At 67.4% G+C, this 17,452-nt stretch carries 15 protein-coding genes; 11 read left to right on the plus strand and 4 right to left on the minus strand.

Going from position 1 to position 17,452, the window contains the following annotated elements; genetic code table 11:
• The first annotated feature begins 221 nt into the window (after positions 1 to 221).
• The 6 genes from pdhA (at position 222) to MNQ99_RS04535 (ending at position 6,633) form a co-directional block, all read left to right on the plus strand.
• A complete protein-coding gene (gene pdhA / locus MNQ99_RS04510; RefSeq protein WP_422387493.1) occupies positions 222 to 1,382 on the plus strand; it encodes a pyruvate dehydrogenase (acetyl-transferring) E1 component subunit alpha in 1,161 nt (386 codons plus the stop codon).
• Positions 1,383 to 1,406: 24 nt separating this feature from the next.
• Positions 1,407 to 2,456: an alpha-ketoacid dehydrogenase subunit beta gene (locus tag MNQ99_RS04515; protein WP_241914596.1), complete on the plus strand. Its 1,050-nt coding sequence runs from the start codon at positions 1,407 to 1,409 to the stop codon at positions 2,454 to 2,456.
• A gap of 2 nt (positions 2,457 to 2,458) precedes the next feature.
• Complete coding sequence (locus tag MNQ99_RS04520; RefSeq protein WP_241914597.1) at positions 2,459 to 4,087, plus strand: dihydrolipoamide acetyltransferase family protein; 1,629 nt, start codon at positions 2,459 to 2,461, stop codon at positions 4,085 to 4,087.
• A gap of 97 nt (positions 4,088 to 4,184) precedes the next feature.
• Positions 4,185 to 4,400, plus strand: a complete 216-nt coding sequence (locus MNQ99_RS04525; RefSeq protein ID WP_241914598.1) for a hypothetical protein — start codon at positions 4,185 to 4,187, stop codon at positions 4,398 to 4,400.
• Between the two features lie 155 nt (positions 4,401 to 4,555).
• Positions 4,556 to 5,398, plus strand: coding sequence for an MBL fold metallo-hydrolase (locus tag MNQ99_RS04530; RefSeq protein WP_241914599.1), 843 nt, complete (start codon positions 4,556 to 4,558; stop codon positions 5,396 to 5,398).
• The gene (locus MNQ99_RS04535) at positions 5,395 to 6,633 is read left to right on the plus strand and encodes an MFS transporter (protein WP_241914600.1); all 1,239 of its coding nucleotides are present in this window, start codon (positions 5,395 to 5,397) and stop codon (positions 6,631 to 6,633) included. Before MNQ99_RS04530 ends, MNQ99_RS04535 begins: the two co-directional genes overlap by 4 nt.
• A gap of 7 nt (positions 6,634 to 6,640) precedes the next feature.
• Here MNQ99_RS04535 and MNQ99_RS04540 read toward each other — a convergent pair whose 3' ends face one another.
• Both MNQ99_RS04540 and MNQ99_RS04545 read right to left on the minus strand, forming a co-directional pair.
• A complete protein-coding gene (locus MNQ99_RS04540; RefSeq protein WP_241914601.1) occupies positions 6,641 to 7,537 on the minus strand; it encodes a hypothetical protein in 897 nt (298 codons plus the stop codon).
• A gap of 76 nt (positions 7,538 to 7,613) precedes the next feature.
• Positions 7,614 to 8,525 (minus strand): phosphatase PAP2 family protein, encoded by a 912-nt coding sequence (locus tag MNQ99_RS04545; RefSeq protein WP_241914602.1) that lies wholly within the window; start codon positions 8,523 to 8,525, stop codon positions 7,614 to 7,616.
• A 67-nt stretch (positions 8,526 to 8,592) separates the two neighbouring features.
• Between MNQ99_RS04545 and MNQ99_RS04550 the strand changes: the two genes are divergently transcribed.
• The 5 genes from MNQ99_RS04550 (at position 8,593) to menD (ending at position 15,801) form a co-directional block, all read left to right on the plus strand.
• Positions 8,593 to 9,615 carry an o-succinylbenzoate synthase gene (locus MNQ99_RS04550; protein WP_241914603.1) on the plus strand — a complete coding sequence of 341 codons (1,023 nt, stop codon included), beginning with the start codon at positions 8,593 to 8,595 and terminating at the stop codon, positions 9,613 to 9,615.
• A gap of 196 nt (positions 9,616 to 9,811) precedes the next feature.
• Complete coding sequence (locus MNQ99_RS04555; RefSeq protein ID WP_241914604.1) at positions 9,812 to 10,237, plus strand: hypothetical protein; 426 nt, start codon at positions 9,812 to 9,814, stop codon at positions 10,235 to 10,237.
• Entirely contained in the window at positions 10,224 to 11,612 is a 1,389-nt protein-coding gene (locus MNQ99_RS04560) for an HNH endonuclease signature motif containing protein (protein ID WP_241914605.1), read from the plus strand. Before MNQ99_RS04555 ends, MNQ99_RS04560 begins: the two co-directional genes overlap by 14 nt.
• A gap of 171 nt (positions 11,613 to 11,783) precedes the next feature.
• Positions 11,784 to 13,859, plus strand: coding sequence for a PhoX family protein (locus MNQ99_RS04565; RefSeq protein WP_422387494.1), 2,076 nt, complete (start codon positions 11,784 to 11,786; stop codon positions 13,857 to 13,859).
• Between the two features lie 64 nt (positions 13,860 to 13,923).
• Positions 13,924 to 15,801, plus strand: a complete 1,878-nt coding sequence (gene menD / locus MNQ99_RS04570; protein ID WP_422387495.1) for a 2-succinyl-5-enolpyruvyl-6-hydroxy-3-cyclohexene-1-carboxylate synthase — start codon at positions 13,924 to 13,926, stop codon at positions 15,799 to 15,801.
• Between the two features lie 37 nt (positions 15,802 to 15,838).
• Here the strand turns inward: menD and MNQ99_RS04575 are convergent, their stop codons facing one another.
• Together MNQ99_RS04575 and MNQ99_RS04580 are read right to left on the minus strand one after the other, a co-directional pair.
• The gene (locus MNQ99_RS04575) at positions 15,839 to 16,594 is read right to left on the minus strand and encodes an amino acid ABC transporter ATP-binding protein (RefSeq protein WP_127512845.1); all 756 of its coding nucleotides are present in this window, start codon (positions 16,592 to 16,594) and stop codon (positions 15,839 to 15,841) included.
• Positions 16,595 to 16,598: 4 nt separating this feature from the next.
• Positions 16,599 to 17,384: an amino acid ABC transporter permease gene (locus MNQ99_RS04580; protein ID WP_241914608.1), complete on the minus strand. Its 786-nt coding sequence runs from the start codon at positions 17,382 to 17,384 to the stop codon at positions 16,599 to 16,601.
• Positions 17,385 to 17,452 lie beyond the last annotated feature (68 nt).

Below are 17,452 nucleotides of genomic sequence, written 5' to 3' on the forward strand. Positions count from 1 at the left end.
CACCTCGTGGGGTTATCCAGCTCACACTTACAATTTGTCTCCAAGGCTACGGCCAATTAGGCAGATTATCCACGCTTTTCCGCAGAAGTGGATACGAAAAGTAGCCCAATCCCATACTAAAGCTACACAGTTTCTTCAGGCAGAGAAGCCCGCAGCATGGCCGGGCGGCCCGGCAGGGCGGCAACACCACCCCGGCCGACCAAGGATTCGAGGGAGACACCATGACAATCTCAACCGGTAACCCGATCGAGGGATCGATGGCCGATCCGTCCCGCCGCGCCGGCATGGACGATCCGGTCACCGCAGAGGCCTACATGCTGCCCTCCGGACAACCCGTGCAGCTGGTGGATCCGGACGGCCTGCATGTGCACAACGACAAGTACCCGCTGCCCGACGGCGAGGCCCTGCTGAAGGCCTACCGCGAGCTGGTAGTGGGCCGCCGCGTCAACGACCAGGCCAATGCCCTGGTCCGCCAAGGCCGGCTGGCTGTCTACCCGTCCTCACACGGGCAGGAAGCCTGCCAGGTGGCCTCGGCGCTCTGCATCGGCGCGGATGACTGGCTGTTTCCGACCTACCGCGACACCGTGGCCGTGATCGCCAAAGGCGTTGACCCGGTGCAGACCCTGACCCTGCTGCAGGGGGACTGGCACAGCGGCTACGACCCGTACGAGCACAAGGTCTCCATCCAGGCCACGCCGCTGGCCACCCAGCTGCTGCACGCCGTAGGCGTGGCCCATGCGGCCAAACTCAAAGGCGAGGACACCGTCGTCGTCGCTCTCTGCGGTGACGGGGCCACCAGCGAAGGCGACTTCCACGAGGCGCTGAACTTCGCCGCAGTGTTCCACCTGCCGGTGGTGTTCTTCGTGCAGAACAACCAGTACGCCATCTCCGTTCCGCTGAACAAGCAGACCGTGGCGCCGTCGCTGGCGCACAAGGCCATCGGTTACGGCATGCCGGGCGAGCGCGTGGACGGCAACGATACCGCCGCGCTGCTGGCCGTGCTGGGCAAGGCGGTGGACCGCGCGCGGCAGGGCGGCGGCCCGGCCCTGGTGGAGGCGCACACGTACCGGATGCAGTCGCATACCAACGCCGACGACGCGACCCGCTACCGCACCGACGACGAAGTGGCCGAGTGGGCGCCCAAGGACCCGCTGGTGCGCCTGCGGGCCTACCTGAAGGAGCTGAACGTCCTGACCGAGGAACTGGAAGAGGAGATCGCCGGCTTGGCCGAAACCGTGGCCGCCCAGATGCGCGACGGCCTCAATGCCGAGACCGAAGTGGACCCGGAGGACCTGTTCCGGTTCGTCTTCACCGAAAAGACCAGCCAGCTGCGCGAGCAGGCCGCCATGCTGCGCGACGAACTCTCGCGCGAGTCGGCCTGACCGCCGCCCACCGAAGGACACACCATGAGCACAACAATGACGTTCGCCAAGGCGCTGAACACGGCACTGGCCGATGAAATGGAAGCCGACCGCTCCGTCGTCGTCTTCGGCGAAGATGTGGGCCCGCTGGGCGGGGTTTTCCGCATTACCGACGGGCTGACTCAACGATTCGGCGAGGAACGCTGCTTCGACACCCCGCTGGCCGAATCCGGCATCATGGGCATGGCCATCGGCATGGCGATGAACGGACTGCGCCCGGTGGTGGAGATGCAGTTCGACGCCTTCGCCTACCCCGCGTTCGAGCAGGTGGTCTCGCATGTGGCCAAAATGCCGAACCGGACCCGCGGCAAGGTCAAGCTGCCGATGGTCATCCGCATTCCGTACGCCGGCGGAATCGGCGGAGTGGAGCACCACTGCGACTCCTCCGAGTCCTACTACGCGCACACCCCCGGGCTGACCGTGGTGGCGCCGGCCACCGTGGAGGACGCCTACACCATGCTCCGCGAAGCGATCCGCTTCCCGGACCCGGTGGTGTTCCTGGAGCCGAAGAAGCTCTACTTCTCCAAGGAGCAACTGGACCTTGAGGCCCTGCAGTCGCGCTGGGGGACCCCGGCGCTGGATCGGACCGACGGGCCCGAGCCGACGGCCGCGCCCGCCGACTCCAGCATCGGCCGCGCCGTCATCGCCCGGGAGGGAACCGACGCCACGCTGATCACCTACGGACCGTCCGTGCCCACCGTGATGAAGGCAGCGGCAGCCGCCGCCGAGGAAGGCCGCTCGCTGGAGGTGATCGACATCCGCTCCATCGTCCCGTTCGACGACGAAACCGTGATGGCGTCGGTGCGCAAGACCGGCCGCGCCGTCGTTGTCGCCGAAGCCCCCGGCTTCGCCTCGGTTGCCTCGGAAATCGTGGCGCGGGTGCAGGAACGCTGTTTCCACTCGCTCGCCGCCCCGGTCCTGCGTGTGACCGGTTTCGATATTCCCTACCCGGCGCCGAAGCTGGAGCACTTCTACCTGCCCAGCGTGGACCGCATCCTGGATGCCGTGGACGAACTGCAGTGGGAGGACGCATAGCCATGACCCGACAAGTATTCAAGCTGCCGGACCTCGGCGAAGGCCTGACCGAGGCCGAGCTGGTCAACTGGCTGGTCAAGGTGGGCGACGAGATCCGCGTGGACCAGCCGGTGGCCGAAGTGGAGACCGCCAAGTCCATGGTGGAAGTGCCCAGCCCCTACGCCGGGACCGTCGCCGTGCTGCACGGCGCCGCCGGGGACACCATGGATGTGGGCAAGCCCCTCATCTCCGTGGATGCGCCGGGCTACGTGCACGACGACGGTGCGCCGGGTTCCGCTGGCTCCGCACCGCAGGCGGGGGAGACTCCTGCCCACCCCGACGGCGAGGCCTACCGCAACGAGGAACGAGCCGGCATCAAGGAGCCCGCCCTTCAGGAACCGGCCCACCAGGAATCGGCGGAGTCCGGCTCCGGCAACGTGCTGATCGGCTATGGGACCCCCGGCGGATCGGCCGGCTCCAAGCGCACCCGCAAGCCCAAGACCGGCCGCGTTGCCGTGGCGACCGCCCCGGTGGCCGACGGGTCTCTACTCGGCGCTGGCGCGCCTCCATCGACCACCGACAGCGCCCCGGTGGTCGACCGGTCTCTACTCGGCGCTGGCGCGCCTCCATCGACCACCGACAGCGCTCCGGTGGTCGACCAAGCGAGCGCCCCGGTGGTCGACCAAGCGAGCGCCAGCGAGCGCGTGGAGACCCGCGTGGAGACCACCGACATCGGCACTGCCCCGCTGGTCATCTCGCCGCTGGTCCGCAAACTGGCCCGCGACGGTGGCCTTCGCCTGACTGACATCTCCGGCACCGGCGCCGACGGGATGATCCTGCGCAAGGACGTCGAGGCCGCGCTCGCCGGCGCCCCGGTGGTCGACCGGTCTCTACTCGGCGCTGGCGCGCCTCCGTCGACCACTGACGGCGCGGCCTTCGGCACCGACGCCCGCACCGGCCTCGGCATCTCTGCCCGCACGCCGATGAAAGGCGTCCGCAAGACTGTGGCGCAGGCGATGTCGCGCAGCCGCACGGAAATCCCCGAGGCCACCGTCTGGGTGGACGTGGATGCCACCGCGCTGCTGCAGATGCGCGCCGACCTCAAGCGGCGGGACCCGGAGAACACCCCGGGCCTGCTGGCCTTCATCGCCAGGTTCGTGCTGGCCGGGTTAGCCAAGTATCCGGAGCTGAACACCCGGTTGGAAGGCGAGGAGATCGTTGGCTTCGACGGCGTCAATCTGGGCTTCGCCGCCCAGACCGACCGCGGGTTGATGGTGCCGAGCGTCCGGAATGCCCACAAGCTCAGCGCCCGCCAACTGGACACCGAGATCAGGCGGCTCACCGCCGTCGCGCGTGACGGCAAGGCCACGCCCGCCGAGCTGACCAGCGGTACCTTCACGCTGAACAACTATGGCGTCTTCGGTGTGGACGGCAGCGCCGCCATCATCAACTACCCCGAGGTGGCGATCCTCGGCGTCGGCCGGATCATCGACAAGCCCTGGGTGGTCAACGGCGAGCTGGCCGTCCGGAAGGTCACCGAACTGGTGCTGGCCTTCGACCACCGGGTGTGCGACGGCGGCACGGCCGGAGGCTTCCTGCGCTACGTCGCGGACGCCATCGAAAACCCCGGCAGCGTACTGGCAGACCTGTAGCACCCGTCCCGCAGGCCGGTCAGGAGCCTGACCGGCCTGCGGGAAAGCCCCGAAAATTTCCCTAGCTGACCCAATCCGCCTGGCGCTACGCTTAGGCATGATCACTCTGCCAGAGGCGTACCAAAAGTATCTCTCCGGGTTGGCTGCACACCATGCCGAGGCACTCCGGCCGGTGTTCCTCGAATCGGTTGCCGACGGGCAACACGGCATCTCGATCCGCGGCATGGGATCCAAGCATGTGCAGGCGTACGTCGACGACTCCGTGCCGTTCGGCGAAATCCGCGAGGAAGTCCGCCACGCCCACGAGTACTGATAATTGGGTTCGTTGCGCGTGGGCCGCGGCCGGTAGCCGCGCCCCCATCTCCTTGTGTGCCACCGTCGGCCGAAGCGGCCGGCGCGGTACCGTAGCAGGGAAAGGCCGCGCCATCTGCGCGGCCGGCGTGCGAGGCGATGGAGGGTGACGGCCGGATGAGCGATGCCGCCCGATCAGAGGACACGACCGGCGAACCGGCGGAGACCGTTCAGGTTGCGCCCGGGAACTATGTGATCCGAACCCCGGAGTACCTGCTCAACACCGGGCTGGTCATCGGCAAGAACAAGGCCCTGGTGGTGGACACCGGTGCTGGCCCGCGCCAGGCCCGGCGGATCTACGCCGCGGTACGCCGGCTGACCAAGCTGCCGCTCGCCGTCGTCAATACCCACTTCCACTACGACCACGTCTTCGGCAACGACTACTTCGCCGCCCAGGGTGTGCACGATTTTTATGCCCACCGCAGTTGCGCGCACGACATCGCCGAAAACGGTGCGCTGCAACGGGCAGCCGTAGCGGAAACGGAACCGGAAATGGCGGCCGCCGAGGGCGCGTACACCGCGATCAGGATCCCCACCAAGCTGGTGGATACGGAGACCACCGTTGATCTGGGCGGGGTCAGCGTCAAGCTCTTCCATCTGGGTTTGGGCCACACCGACGGCGACCTGCTGGTCGGCTCGCCCAGCACACTGTTCGCCGGCGACCTGGTGGAACAAGGCGCGCCTCCCGCTTTCGAGGACTCCTATCCCCGCGACTGGGTCGAGACGCTGCGGCGGATCTCGGGCCTGCGCCACGAGTATGACGTGCTGGTGCCCGGCCACGGCCAGACCGTCAGCGACGCCTTCGTGAAGAACATGTGCGAGACCATGGCCCTGGCCGTCCGGATGGGGGAACAGGCCAGCCGTGACACCCCCGCGGACGCCACCAAGGCCATCCCGATCCTGCCCTACGGCCCGGTGCAGTCCCGCTCCCTGCTGCAGCGGCTCAAAGCCAACAGGTGAGCGGCGCAGGCGAATTCAGCCTCCGCCAGATAGCGCTCCCGGCCTTCGGCCCGTCGGTGCTGTACGGCGTCGGCATGGGCGCCATCTCCCCGGTGATCGCGCTGCGGGCCCACGACCTCGGCGCCAGCTTCGCGGTGGCCGCCCTGATGACCACCGTCGTCGGGCTCGCCTCGCTGCTGACCAACCTGCCGGCATCGTCCCTCACGGCACGGTTCGGCGAACGGAGTGCCCTGGTCGCGGCAGCCGTCTGGGCGATGGCGGCCATGGTGCTCGGGGCGACCGCCACCAGTTTGCCGGTCTTCGCCGCGGCCATCTTCATGGTGGGGATGGCAGGATCCGTGTTCAACCTGGCCCGGCAGTCCTACCTGACCGCTGCCGTGCCGCACCACCTGCGCGCCCGCGCCATGTCCACCCTCGGCGGGACCCACCGGATTGGCATCTTCGCCGGCCCGTTCCTGGCCGCCGCGGCCATTGCGCTGGGCGGCATACCCGCGGCGTTTTGGCTGGGCGCGGTGACCATGGTGCTGGCTGCGGCACTATCGCTGACCGTACCCGACTTCGAACCGGCAACGACGGCGGCGCCGGGCGCACCGCCGGTGACCATCCGCAGCATCTTCACGCGCCACTGGCGGACCTTCGCCACCATAGGCATCGGGGTGATGCTGGTCGGGGCCGTCCGCGCCTCGCGGCAGGCGGTGCTGCCGCTCTGGGCCGAGAACCTGGGCCTGGATGCCTCGGCGGCGTCGTTGATCTACGGCATGTCCGGCGCCGTCGAAATGCTGTTGTTCTACCCGGCGGGCAAGCTGATGGACGTGAAAGGCCGGATCTGGACGGCGGTGCCCTGCATGGCCATCATGGCTGCGGGCCTCATCTGGGTGCCGTTCACCTCCGGTTTCACCGCGTTGCTGCTCGCGGCGCTGCTGATGGGTGTGGGCAACGGGATGGGCTCCGGGATCGTGATGACGCTCGGTGCCGACCACGCTCCGGCGTCGGGACGCCCGCAGTTCCTGGGCCTCTGGCGACTGGTCACGGACACCGGCGTCATGGGCGGCCCCGCGCTGCTCAGCGCCGTCACCGCGCTCGTGTCGCTCTCCGTTGGGATATGGACGACGGCGGGGCTCGCCATCCTGGGTGCGGTCGCCCTGGGCTACTGGATACCACGGACGCGGCCCGCGGAAGTTCCCGGACGTAACGTCCGGGCCTCAGCACGCAGGCGTGGCAGCCCAACCGCGTGACCGGCAGCTACGCCGAGGAATTCGGCGGCCGGTTTTCGTTGTCAGAGTCCCACCGCAGGTTGGCGCCTTCGCGAATCGGCAGGGCTTCGATTGTTGGATCGGATACCAAGGCCCCGATGAGCTCCCAACTTCCGGCAACGATGGTGGAGTCCCAGTCGATCTCCGTGACCAGCACCCAGCTGTGATCGTCCGGCCACACAATGCTGGGTGACTGCGGAATGGCCGAACCATCGTGCCACGCGGCGCCATTGGGCCACCCGCTTCCGGCGAAGAACCGTGCCCCGGCGCTGAACAGGTAGTACGAACGGTCAGGCAGTGCCAGAACCGGGCCGTTGACCACGTCCTTGGGCAGGATCCCTGATCCGGGGCCACCATCGGGTACGAAGTATCCGGAGCCGACCGGTATCGGCCCGTCGGAGGCAGCGAGCACCGCATATCCGGCGGAACTGGTCAGTCCGCCCCAGCCTTCCCAGACGGCCGCGACTCCCTCGGTGGGGGTGGTGGTGTGGTCATCGAGGTGACGGGCGACAGCGGCGAGCACTCCAGCGTCCAGATTGCCCGTGATCGGCTCGAAATACCGCCAGCCGGCTGCGTCGTGAACCCCATTTCCGTCATCCTCCGGGGAACCGATGAGACGGTGGAACTGCGCCAGCGGATGCATGATGGTCCCGAACGCCTCGGCCACCGTGGCCCACGACACCTCCTCTGAGGTGACATGTAATTCGCTGGTTCCAACCTGCCCTTGCTGACCTCCCTGCAGCACCGGCCGGTCGCGCTCGGCCGGGTGGAAGATCCGAGCGTAGGCCGGGTAGCCACGCGGCACAGCCACGTGCATGGTGGACGATCCAGCGGTTAGCCGGGGAAGCAGCCATCGGCCTTGTTCATCGTCGAGAAGGGCGTCCATCCGTACAGCCTATTCAGCGGATGGACCCTCTGGCGCGAGCGAAGCGCAGGCCGTTTGTCTAATCCTTCGTGTGCTTCTAGTGCCTACGGGACTGGAAGCCGAACAGCCACGTCAGCAGGGCGCTCAGCAGCATTCCGGTGCCGGCGATCATGCCCATGCCGGCCCAGAAGAAGAAGGGGATCCTGCCCTCACCCGGGACAGCGGCTGCACCGAGTTGTTGCGCGAGCAGGTACAGACCGGCGGCCAAGCCGATTCCCAGCACGGCCAGCAGCCAGCACAGCCGCGGCCACCAGACGGACGCCGCCCAGAAACTTCCGTAGCCCGACCAGACGTTCCAGTCGTTGCCGCGCCGCAGCACGAAGGGGCCGGCAGCCAAGGCCCAGAAACCGGCCACCAGGAAGGCAGCGACCACGTCAGATGGCCGGTGCCAGCCATTGATCAAGGTGGCCGCGCCGGCCAGCACGGCATACAAACCACCCGCCGCCGCGGCGAACGGGCGCCAGCGGGGCGATACCACCAGGAAGATGGCCAGTGCCGCGGCTGCGGCGATGGTCGTGTGCCCGGACGGCAACGAATTGTGTTCCAGCGTCGGCACACCGCGGTCGGGCCGGTCGAGGATGAAGTTCTTCAGGATCCAGGTGGTGGCTGCCGACGCCGCGACCACGCCGACGCCGATCGCAGCGGGGGCCCACCGCCGTCGTACTAATGCCACTACCAGCAGCACGGCGGCCGCCACGGCTACGGAGACGTCCGGCAGCAGGTCCAGGAAGTCCAGGAACACGCCCCGGCCCAACCGCCAGCCGGACTCCGCCTCGGCCCAGGCCGATTCATCAGCGAACTGCCCGGTGGTGGTCCGGACGAAGGCGTAGTAGTTCAGCGCAAAAGCGCCCGCGCACAACAGCGCCCCCAGCCAGAAAAGGGCAGGAGCATGCGCTGCCGGACGGCGGGAGGCGGTCCGGGGGCGGAGGCTGGAACGCTGCGAAGTCATCGATTCAAGGGTCGCACACAATGCTGGCAGCACCCGGGGAGGGGTCGCCAGCCGTACAGTGGGATTGATGATACCGCACCAGCTTCCAGACCTTTCCGGGCACCGCGATCTGCCCGAGCTTGCCGATCTGCTGGCCACCGCACGCGTGGTTTCGCTGCCGATGAAGGTCCGCTTCCGCGGGGTGACGGAGCGCGAAGTGCTGCTCTTGGAAGGTCCGGCGGGGTGGGCGGAATTCTCGCCTTTTCTTGAGTACGACGACGCCGAGGCCGCCGCGTGGCTGGCCGCTGCGGTGGAGGCGGGCTGGCAGGGCTTCCCGGACCCGGTCCGGGACAGCGTTCCCGTGAACGCCACCGTTCCCGCGGTGACGCCGGAGCAGGTTCCCGGCGTGTTGGCCCGCTACGACGGGGCGCAGACGGTGAAGATCAAGGTCGCCGAGACCGGCCAGGGCATCGATCAGGATGTGGCCCGCGTGGCGGCCGTGCGGGCCGCTGCTCCCGACGCCGTGCTGCGGGTGGATGCCAACGGCGGCTGGGACGTTTCGGGGGCCGTCGACGCGCTGACCAGGTTGGCCGAGTACGCCCTGGAGTACGCCGAGCAACCGGTGCCGGATATCGCCGGGCTGCGGGCCGTCCGGACCGAGCTACGCCGGCGCGGTATCGAAACGCCCATCGCCGCGGACGAAAGCGTGCGCAAAGCCTCCGACCCGCTGCGGGTGGCCCGCGAAGAGGCCGCGGACCTGATCGTGGTCAAGGTGCAGCCGCTCGGGGGAGTGCGCCGGGCACTGGACATCGTCGCCCAAGCCGGACTCCCCGCCGTCGTCAGCTCTGCCTTGGATTCCTCCGTGGGCATCCGTGCCGGCGTGGCCCTGGCCGCTGCGCTGCCGGACCTTCCGTATGCCTGCGGCCTGGCGACGGTGTCCCTGATGGGTGGCGACGTCACCACCCAATCCCTGGTGCCGGTGGACGGACAACTGCCGGTGCGTGAGGTAGTGCCGGATCCGGTACTGCTGGACCGCTTTGCCGCGCCGGAGGACCGGCGGCAGTGGTGGCTGGACCGCTTGGCGCGGACCTACCGGCTGCTCGAGGTTTAATCTAGCGGCGCGAGCGGCGGCCTTGCGGGGCGAGCGGTGAGGCGGCGGCGTCCTCTGTCTGAACGCCGGTCCATCGGCGTCCCATCCACCCTTCGCCCCGAGCCCAGCTTTCCGTTCTTCGGCAGCCATCCGCCAGCTCCCCGCTAGCCATTTCTTACGCTGCCAAAACGTCCGAGGCAGCCGATAGCGTGAGTCTATGGGCAGCGAAGGCAGCGAAGGCAGCGAGCTTCAGCTTCCGGTTCCGGGTCAGGGACTGGTGATGGATCTTGGTGTTCCGGCGCGTCCGGACAGCTCGCTGCTGGAAGCGCTGATGCAACAGGTTCTGGCGGATGCCCTCCTGCGGCGCTACGGCGTCTCGCCGGGAGCCGTGGGAGGCTACCCCACGGGCACCGGCTCTACCGTGCCAGCCGCCGGCGCAAACCAGCCGACCGATGAACAGGATGACACTGCCACCGGAGTCCAGTTGCGACGTGCGGACACTGTTGACGGTTCCGAGTCCTTGGCTCCGGAAGACGCTGGCGACGATCCGTTGATACCGGAGGATGGCACGGGCGTACCGGCTGAGCTGGCCGGTCTGCTTGCCGGTGTGGATCCTATGGCGCTGGACGATGCGCAGGCTTGATTACCTGAAGGCCGCTGCTCGGGTGGAAGCGTGGGTGCAGTCGTGCCAGGTGCAGGCATTGAACCGCTTCGCGCTGCTGCGGACTGGACAGGGCGGGGACCGGGATCCGGAAGGCTTCTCCCGATTCGCACCGCAGGAAATTTCGGCGCATCTGTCCACGGGAGAGGCCGCCGCCAGGACAATGCTGGCAGACGCCAGCCAGATCTGCACCAACTTGCCGGGAACGCTCCAAGCCATGAGCCGCGGTGATTTGGACCTAGCGCGGGCGAAAGCCCTGGCCCGAGGCTCCGCCGATCTGCCGGCGGAATGTCTTGAGGATTTCGAAGCCGCAGTGCTGCCGGGGGCCAGAGACATCACCCTGGATTCCGTGAGGTCGCGGGCCCGTAGGATGCGCGACCGGCTGCACCCGGAGTCGCTATCAGAACGGCACCGGCGTGCGAACGAGTCCCGGGACTTGCAATTGACAGATCAGGATGACGGCATGGCCGAACTGTGGATCCGCATGAGCGCTGACAAGGCCCATCTGGTCTTCGATCGGATCCAGTCCACCGCTCGGTCCCTCCAAGGTCCGGGGGAAAATCGGACCCTGCCGCAGTTGCGGGCCGATGTGTTCTCCGATCTGCTGCTGACTGGCGCGGTCCCCGCTGCGGAACAAGCCGCACCGGCCGCTGTCACCAGCGGGGCTCCTGGGTCCGCACGGCGGAGGCCCGGTAGCGCGGGGCCAGGATTGCTGGTCACCATGCCGCTGACCGCGCTGCTGGGGCTCAGCGAGGAGCCTGGCGACCTGGCCGGGCACGGACCGATTCCGCCCGACATGGGCCGGCAACTCTCCCAGTTAGCCAAATCCTGGCTGCTGGTGCTCACCGATGACCAAGGCCAAGCCATCGCTGCGGCCAAGAAGCTGCGGATCCCGCCCGAATGGCTGAAACGACTAGTCCGCATTCGGGACCGGCGCTGTCGGTTCCCCGGTTGCCGCCGGGCTGCACGGTACTGCGAGATCGATCATGTGATCGCGTGGGAAGACGGCGGGTGGACCGTGCTGGAGAACCTGCAATGCCTATGCAAGGCGCATCATGCTGCGAAGACCGCCGGTGCATCCAGTGCAGAGGCGGGCCCGAACGGCCAGATCACGTGGACCACGCGGACAGGCCACCGCAAGACCACGTTCCCGGATGAAGGCTGGGACAGCGTCCTGCCCCACATCGGCCCTCGCGAAGGAAAGGGCGAAGCCCAAGTCGAGGGCGAAGGCAAGGGCACAGCCAGCAGCGTAGGCAACACCGCTCGAGCCGGGGACGGGAAGCCTAAGCGGACCCTCGGCGGCATCGAACTGCCCGACGATGAGGACACCGACCCGAACGCGCCACCGCCGTTCTGACCCTGTCGTTGTATCGCAGGTCAACGCTTCTCCGGCGGCACGACGGGAAGCGGATGGTCAGGTGTTTTGCCCAGTGTTGGCCAAGAATTCACCAGCGCTCGGCCTTCCGGTCGATTTCAATCGCAACGCTGAGGGAGGGAACCGACAGATTGAATGTGGAAGGCGAAAACCGTGACCGAAACCAAGAAGCGCTACCTGCCAATGCTGGGCCATGTGGCCGGGAAGCGCAGCGCCGTGACCTGCGCGCTCAAGTGTGACAACGCCTGTGCCAAGGGCGTTTGCAACACTTCGGAGAACAACTACTTCCGGGACATTGTCTCGGCCGAGTACTCCCGCCGCCGGATGATGGGGCTGGGCGGCGCAGGTGCGCTGGCGCTGATGTTCGGCGGCGGGGCAGCGGCCGCCGAGGCGCAGGTCGGGCTCGCCCCGGCCGCCAAGGCCGGACATATCGCGGGGAACCGCAGCAAGCTGAAGTTCGACGGCATCAAGGCTGTTCCGAACAACGTGGACGACGTGGTGGTCCCCAAGGGCTACAACTGGGACCCGGTAATCCGCTGGGGCGACCCGCTGTTCCATGACACCCCGGAGTTCGATCCGGAGAACCAGACCAAGGAGTCCCAGTCGGGCCAGTTCGGCTACAACAACGACTACCTGGACATCATCGAGATTCCGGGCAGCAAGGGCAAGCGCGCCGTGCTGTTCGCCAACCACGAATACACCAACGAGGGCATCATGTTCCCGCCCGACATGCCGGTTGAACGCCAGCGCGAGGTTGCGATGGCCGCGCACGGCCTGTCCGTGGTGGAGCTGGAGCGCAAGGGCAAGGGCCAGCCGTGGCGGTACGTCAGGGGCGCCCAACTGAACCGCCGGTTCCTGATGCACACCGAATACGAACTAACCGGGCCGGCCGCCGGCTCGGACCTGCTCAAGACGCAGGCCGATCCCACCGGACGCATCGTGCTGGGTACGCTGAACAACTGTGCGGGCGGCACAACACCTTGGGGAACAGTGCTCTCGGGTGAAGAGAACTTCAACCAGTACTTCAAGGTGGCGGCGCCGACCGCGGAGCAGCGCCGGTACGGGCTGACCTCGGCCAACCCGTCGCGCGGCTGGCACATTCCGGAACCGCGCTTTGACACCGACCGTCCTGAGGGTAAGAACGAGGACAACCGGTTCGGCTGGATTGTGGAGGTCGATCCGTTCGATCCCACCTCCACCCCGCGCAAGCACACGGCCCTGGGCCGTTTCAAACACGAGGGCGCCAACGTGACCATCGCGGCCTCCGGCCACGTTGTGTCCTACTCCGGTGACGACGAGCGCTTCGACTACCTGTACAAGTTCGTCTCCAAGGGCAAATACCGCGAGGGCGACAAGAAGCACAACATGACCCTGCTGGCCGAGGGCGATCTGTTTGTGGCCAGCTTTAAGGGCAACTCGCCGCAGAACCAGATCGACGGTTCCGGCGTGCTGCCCACCGACGGCGCGTTCGACGGAACCGGGCACTGGATCCAGCTGACCCGCGACGGCGAGTCCCTGGTGCCGGGCATGGGCATCGACCAGGTGCTGGTCTACACCCGCCTGGCAGCCGACGCGATGGGCGCCACCAAGATGGACCGCCCGGAGGACGTTGAGATCAACCCGGCGACAGGCAAGATCTACATGGCGTGCACCAACAACACCTCCCGCACCCGCACGCAGGTGGACGAGCCGAACCCACGGGCCAACAACCGCCACGGCCACATCGTCGAAATGACCGAGACCGGCGAACAGACCTCCACCGAGTTCACCTGGAGCGTGATCCTGGTGGCCGGAGACCCGGCCGTGGACGAATCCGTCTACTTCAGCGGCTACCCGGCAGAGCAGGTGCAGCCGATCTCCTGCCCGGACAACCTGGCCTTCGATTCGGCCGGCAACCTGTGGGTCTCCACCGACGGCCAGCCCGGCACCATCCAGCGCAACGACGCCCTGTTCCGCGTCACGCTGGAAGGAAAGGAACGCGGCAAGGTGGAGCAGTTCATGGCCGTTCCGATCGATGCCGAGACCTGTGGCCCGCTGATTCACGACGACGATGGGCTGGTTTTCGTCGCTGTCCAGCACCCGGGCGAGGACGGCAGCTGGGGTGCCCAACGCTCGCTGTTCCCGGACTACGTCCAGGAAGGCCGCCGTGCCAAGCGGGGCGACGCCGCGCTGCCCCGCCCGGCCGTGATCCAGATGTTCAAGGGCATGAATGGGCACGTGAAGCGCTAGCCCGGCACAGCAGTGAAGCGGCAGCCTGACACAGGCGGTCGCGACAGGAGCTAAGCAGACGGCCATGTCCTCGCGGACATGGCCGTCTGCTTACCATGAGGGGGTGACTGCGCAGCTGAGCTCGATGGAAGCCGCCCGACTGGCCGTGAGTGCCTTGGTCTGGGGCGGCGTGCGCGACGTCGTGATAGCCCCAGGATCCCGCAGCGCCCCGCTCGCTTATGCGCTCGCCGAGGCGGAAACCCGGGAGGAACTGCGGCTGCACGTACGCATCGACGAGCGCGGGGCGGCCTTTACGGCGCTCGGGCTCTCGCTGGGCTCGCTGCGTCCGGTCCCGGTAGTCACCACATCCGGAACAGCCGTGGGCGAGCTGCTACCGGCCGTGATGGAAGCCAACCACGCCGGAGTGGAGCTGCTGGTGATCTCCGCCGACCGGCCGGAGGAAATGCGCGGCACCGGCGCCAACCAGACCACGGTCCAACCCGGCCTCTTCGGTATCCACGTGCGCTCCGCCGTCGACATTCCGGCCGGCGATGATCCGACGGATGCTGTCCGCACCAGCCTGCTCAGCGCCAAAGGCATCCCGCTGGCTCCGTTGCTGGAGGACCTGCGCGAGATGGCAGCCACACCGTCTCAAGGACAGCCCACGGCGCCGACCGATCTGGGCCCGCATCAGGGCGCGGTGGGTCCGGTGCACATCAATCTGCCGTTCCGCGATCCCTTGTTCCCGGAGCAACGCGACTTCACCGGCCAGGACGACGTCGGTGCTACCGCGACGGTGGCAGCGGAACCGGGCGGGAGGCCCACCGGCGACGTGCCGCCGAAGACGGAAGGGCGGGAACCGGGCTGGACCATCGACTGGCCGGTGAGTCTGGTCGAACCGGCCGTCCACGCCACCGACGAACGCCGCACCGTGGTGGTCGCCGGCCACGGTGCTGGAGCCATCGCTGAGGCCTTCGCCCGCGCCCATCGCCTGCCCCTGTTGGCGGAGCCCTCCTCCAACGCGCGCTTCGGCCCGAACGCGATCGGCCCTTACCGCATGCTGCTGGGCCGTTTCGGGACGCAGGTCGAGCGCGCGGTGGTCTTCGGCCGGCCCACACTGTCTCGTCCGGTCGCCGCGCTGCTGGCGCGCGAGGACGTGCAAACTGCGTTGTACCAGCCAGAACCGGTCGCCTGGTTCGAGCCGGGGCGGCGGCGCGAACGTGTCATCTCCGAGCCTGAGGACCTGTCCCTATTCGCCGGTTCGGGCCCGGACGGCTGGGTGCAACTGTGGCGACGGGCGGCCGGCGCCGCCGATGTTGCGTTGATCCATGTGCTGGACGCCGAACCGGGACTGACCGGGCTGCGGGTGGGCCGGTCGGTCTGGCTGAATACCCGAGGCCGGCTGGTGCTGGGTTCGTCCAACCCGATCCGCGACGTGGACCTGGCCGGCACACCCATCGACATACCGGACGCGTTCGTGCACGCCAACCGTGGGCTGGCGGGCATCGACGGCACGGTGGCCACGGCGTCGGGCATCGCGCTGGGAGCAAGAATCGGAACCCGGGCACTCATGGGTGACCTGACGTTCCTGCACGACGCCGGGTCGCTGTTGCTCGGACCGGGGGAGCCCGAGCCCGATCTGCAGATCGTGGTGGTCAACGATTCCGGTGGCGGTATCTTCTCGACCTTGGAGCACGGAAAGGTGGGGGAGCAGGCGTCGTACGCGTCCGCCGTCGAGCGCCTTTTCGGTACCCCGCACCGGGCGGACCTTGCCTCGCTGGCGGCGGGCTATGGGATCCAGCATCGGCTGGTCAAGGACGCCGACGAGCTGGACACTGTCCTGTCCGAGCCGGTGATCGGGCGCAGCATGGTGGAAGTCCGGACGGACCGAAGCCGGTTGCGCAGCCTCCATGCAGAAGTGGCGGCCGCTATTGCGACCGCCACTTCCGAGCTCTTGCGTTGAGGTGTAGCTGCTGGGCTGAGTTAATAGCCGAGCCGGGCTAGAGAACCTTCGAGAGGAACGCCTTGGTCCGCTCGTTCTGCGGGTTCCCCAGCACGTCTTCGGGCTTGCCCTGCTCCACCACCACGCCGCCGTCCATAAAGACCACGCGGTCCCCGACCTCGCGGGCGAAGCCCATTTCGTGGGTCACCACCATCATGGTCATGCCTTCGTCGGCCAGTTGGCGCATCACAGCCAGGACATCGCCCACCAGCTCCGGGTCCAGTGCGGAGGTGGGTTCATCGAAGAGCATCATGTCCGGGTTCATGGACAGTGCCCGGGCAATGGCGACGCGCTGCTGCTGGCCGCCGGAGAGCTGCGCGGGGTAGGCGTTCTCGCGGTTGGCCAGGCCCACCTTCTCCAGGTTCTTGCGGGCAACGTCCATAGCCTCGGCCTTGCCGCGCCGCTTGGCTCGCTGCTGGGCGAGGGTGAGGTTGCCCAACACGTTCAGATGCGGGAACAGGTTGAACTGCTGGAACACCATGCCGATCCGGGTACGGATCTTGTCCAGGTCCGTCTCCGGGTCGGTGATATCGACGCCTTCCACCAGGATGGTGCCGCTGGTGGGCTCTTCAAGCCGGTTCACGCAGCGCAGCAGGGTGGACTTGCCCGAACCCGACGGTCCGATCACGCACACGACTTCGCCTTGGTTCACGTGGAAGTCGATTCCCTTGAGGACCTCGTTGCTGCCGAAGTTCTTGCACAGGTCTTTGACCTCAATGGCGGGCGCGTCCTGGCGCAGTGATTGTTCAGTCATGGCGTTACCGGCTTCTGTTGTTGCGCTTCTCCAGCCGGGCGACCAGTTGGGTGAGCGGCAAGGTGATGATCAGGTACATGAGGGCCGCGGCAACCAGCGGAGTGGCGTTGGCGTATTGGGAGACACCGTCGCGCGCAAAGGTGGTGAGCTCACGTTGGCTCAGGGCCATGCCGGCAATGAAGAGCAGGGAGGTGTCCTTGATCAGGATGACCAGTTCATTGGTCAGCGGCGGCGTGACGATGCGGACCGCCTGCGGCAGCACCACAGAGACCATGGTCCAGCTCGGGTTCATGCCCAGCGAGCGGGCGGCCTCACGCTGGCCTGCCGGAACGGCCTCGATGCCGGCACGGATGGTCTCGGCCATGTAGGCAGCCGAGACGATGATCAGCGCGATCAGGCCTGCACCTGCCGTGCCTCCCGGCGGACGCCACTGGAACGCGATCGGGATTGCAAAGGCGAAGCCGAAAATCACCAGCAGGGCAGGCAGACCGCGGAACAGTTCAATGTAGATGGTCGCCACCCACCGGTAGGGCGCGACCGGGGAGAGCTTCATGAGCGCCAGTGTCAGACCCAGGAGCAGGCCGCCAATGAAGGCGATAACCGTGTAGACGACCGTGTTTTTGGCCGCGGTGGTGATGATCGCCGGGAATTGCTCGCTGAAGACTTCCGGATTAAGGAAGTTCGTCTGGATAGCCTGCCAATCGGCGAGCAGGACGACGGCGGCTACCGCGGCGATGAAGATGGCGTAGAGGACCCCGCGGAAAAGTCGGCGGCGGGTCGAAGGTTTCACTGGTGATGCCTTCCAGCTGTGAGTCGGCGGCCCCCGTTTCCGGCACTGAGCACGGGAACGGGGGCCGG

The sequence above is a fragment of the Arthrobacter sulfonylureivorans genome (assembly GCF_022637435.1).
Classification (GTDB): domain Bacteria; phylum Actinomycetota; class Actinomycetes; order Actinomycetales; family Micrococcaceae; genus Crystallibacter; species Crystallibacter sulfonylureivorans.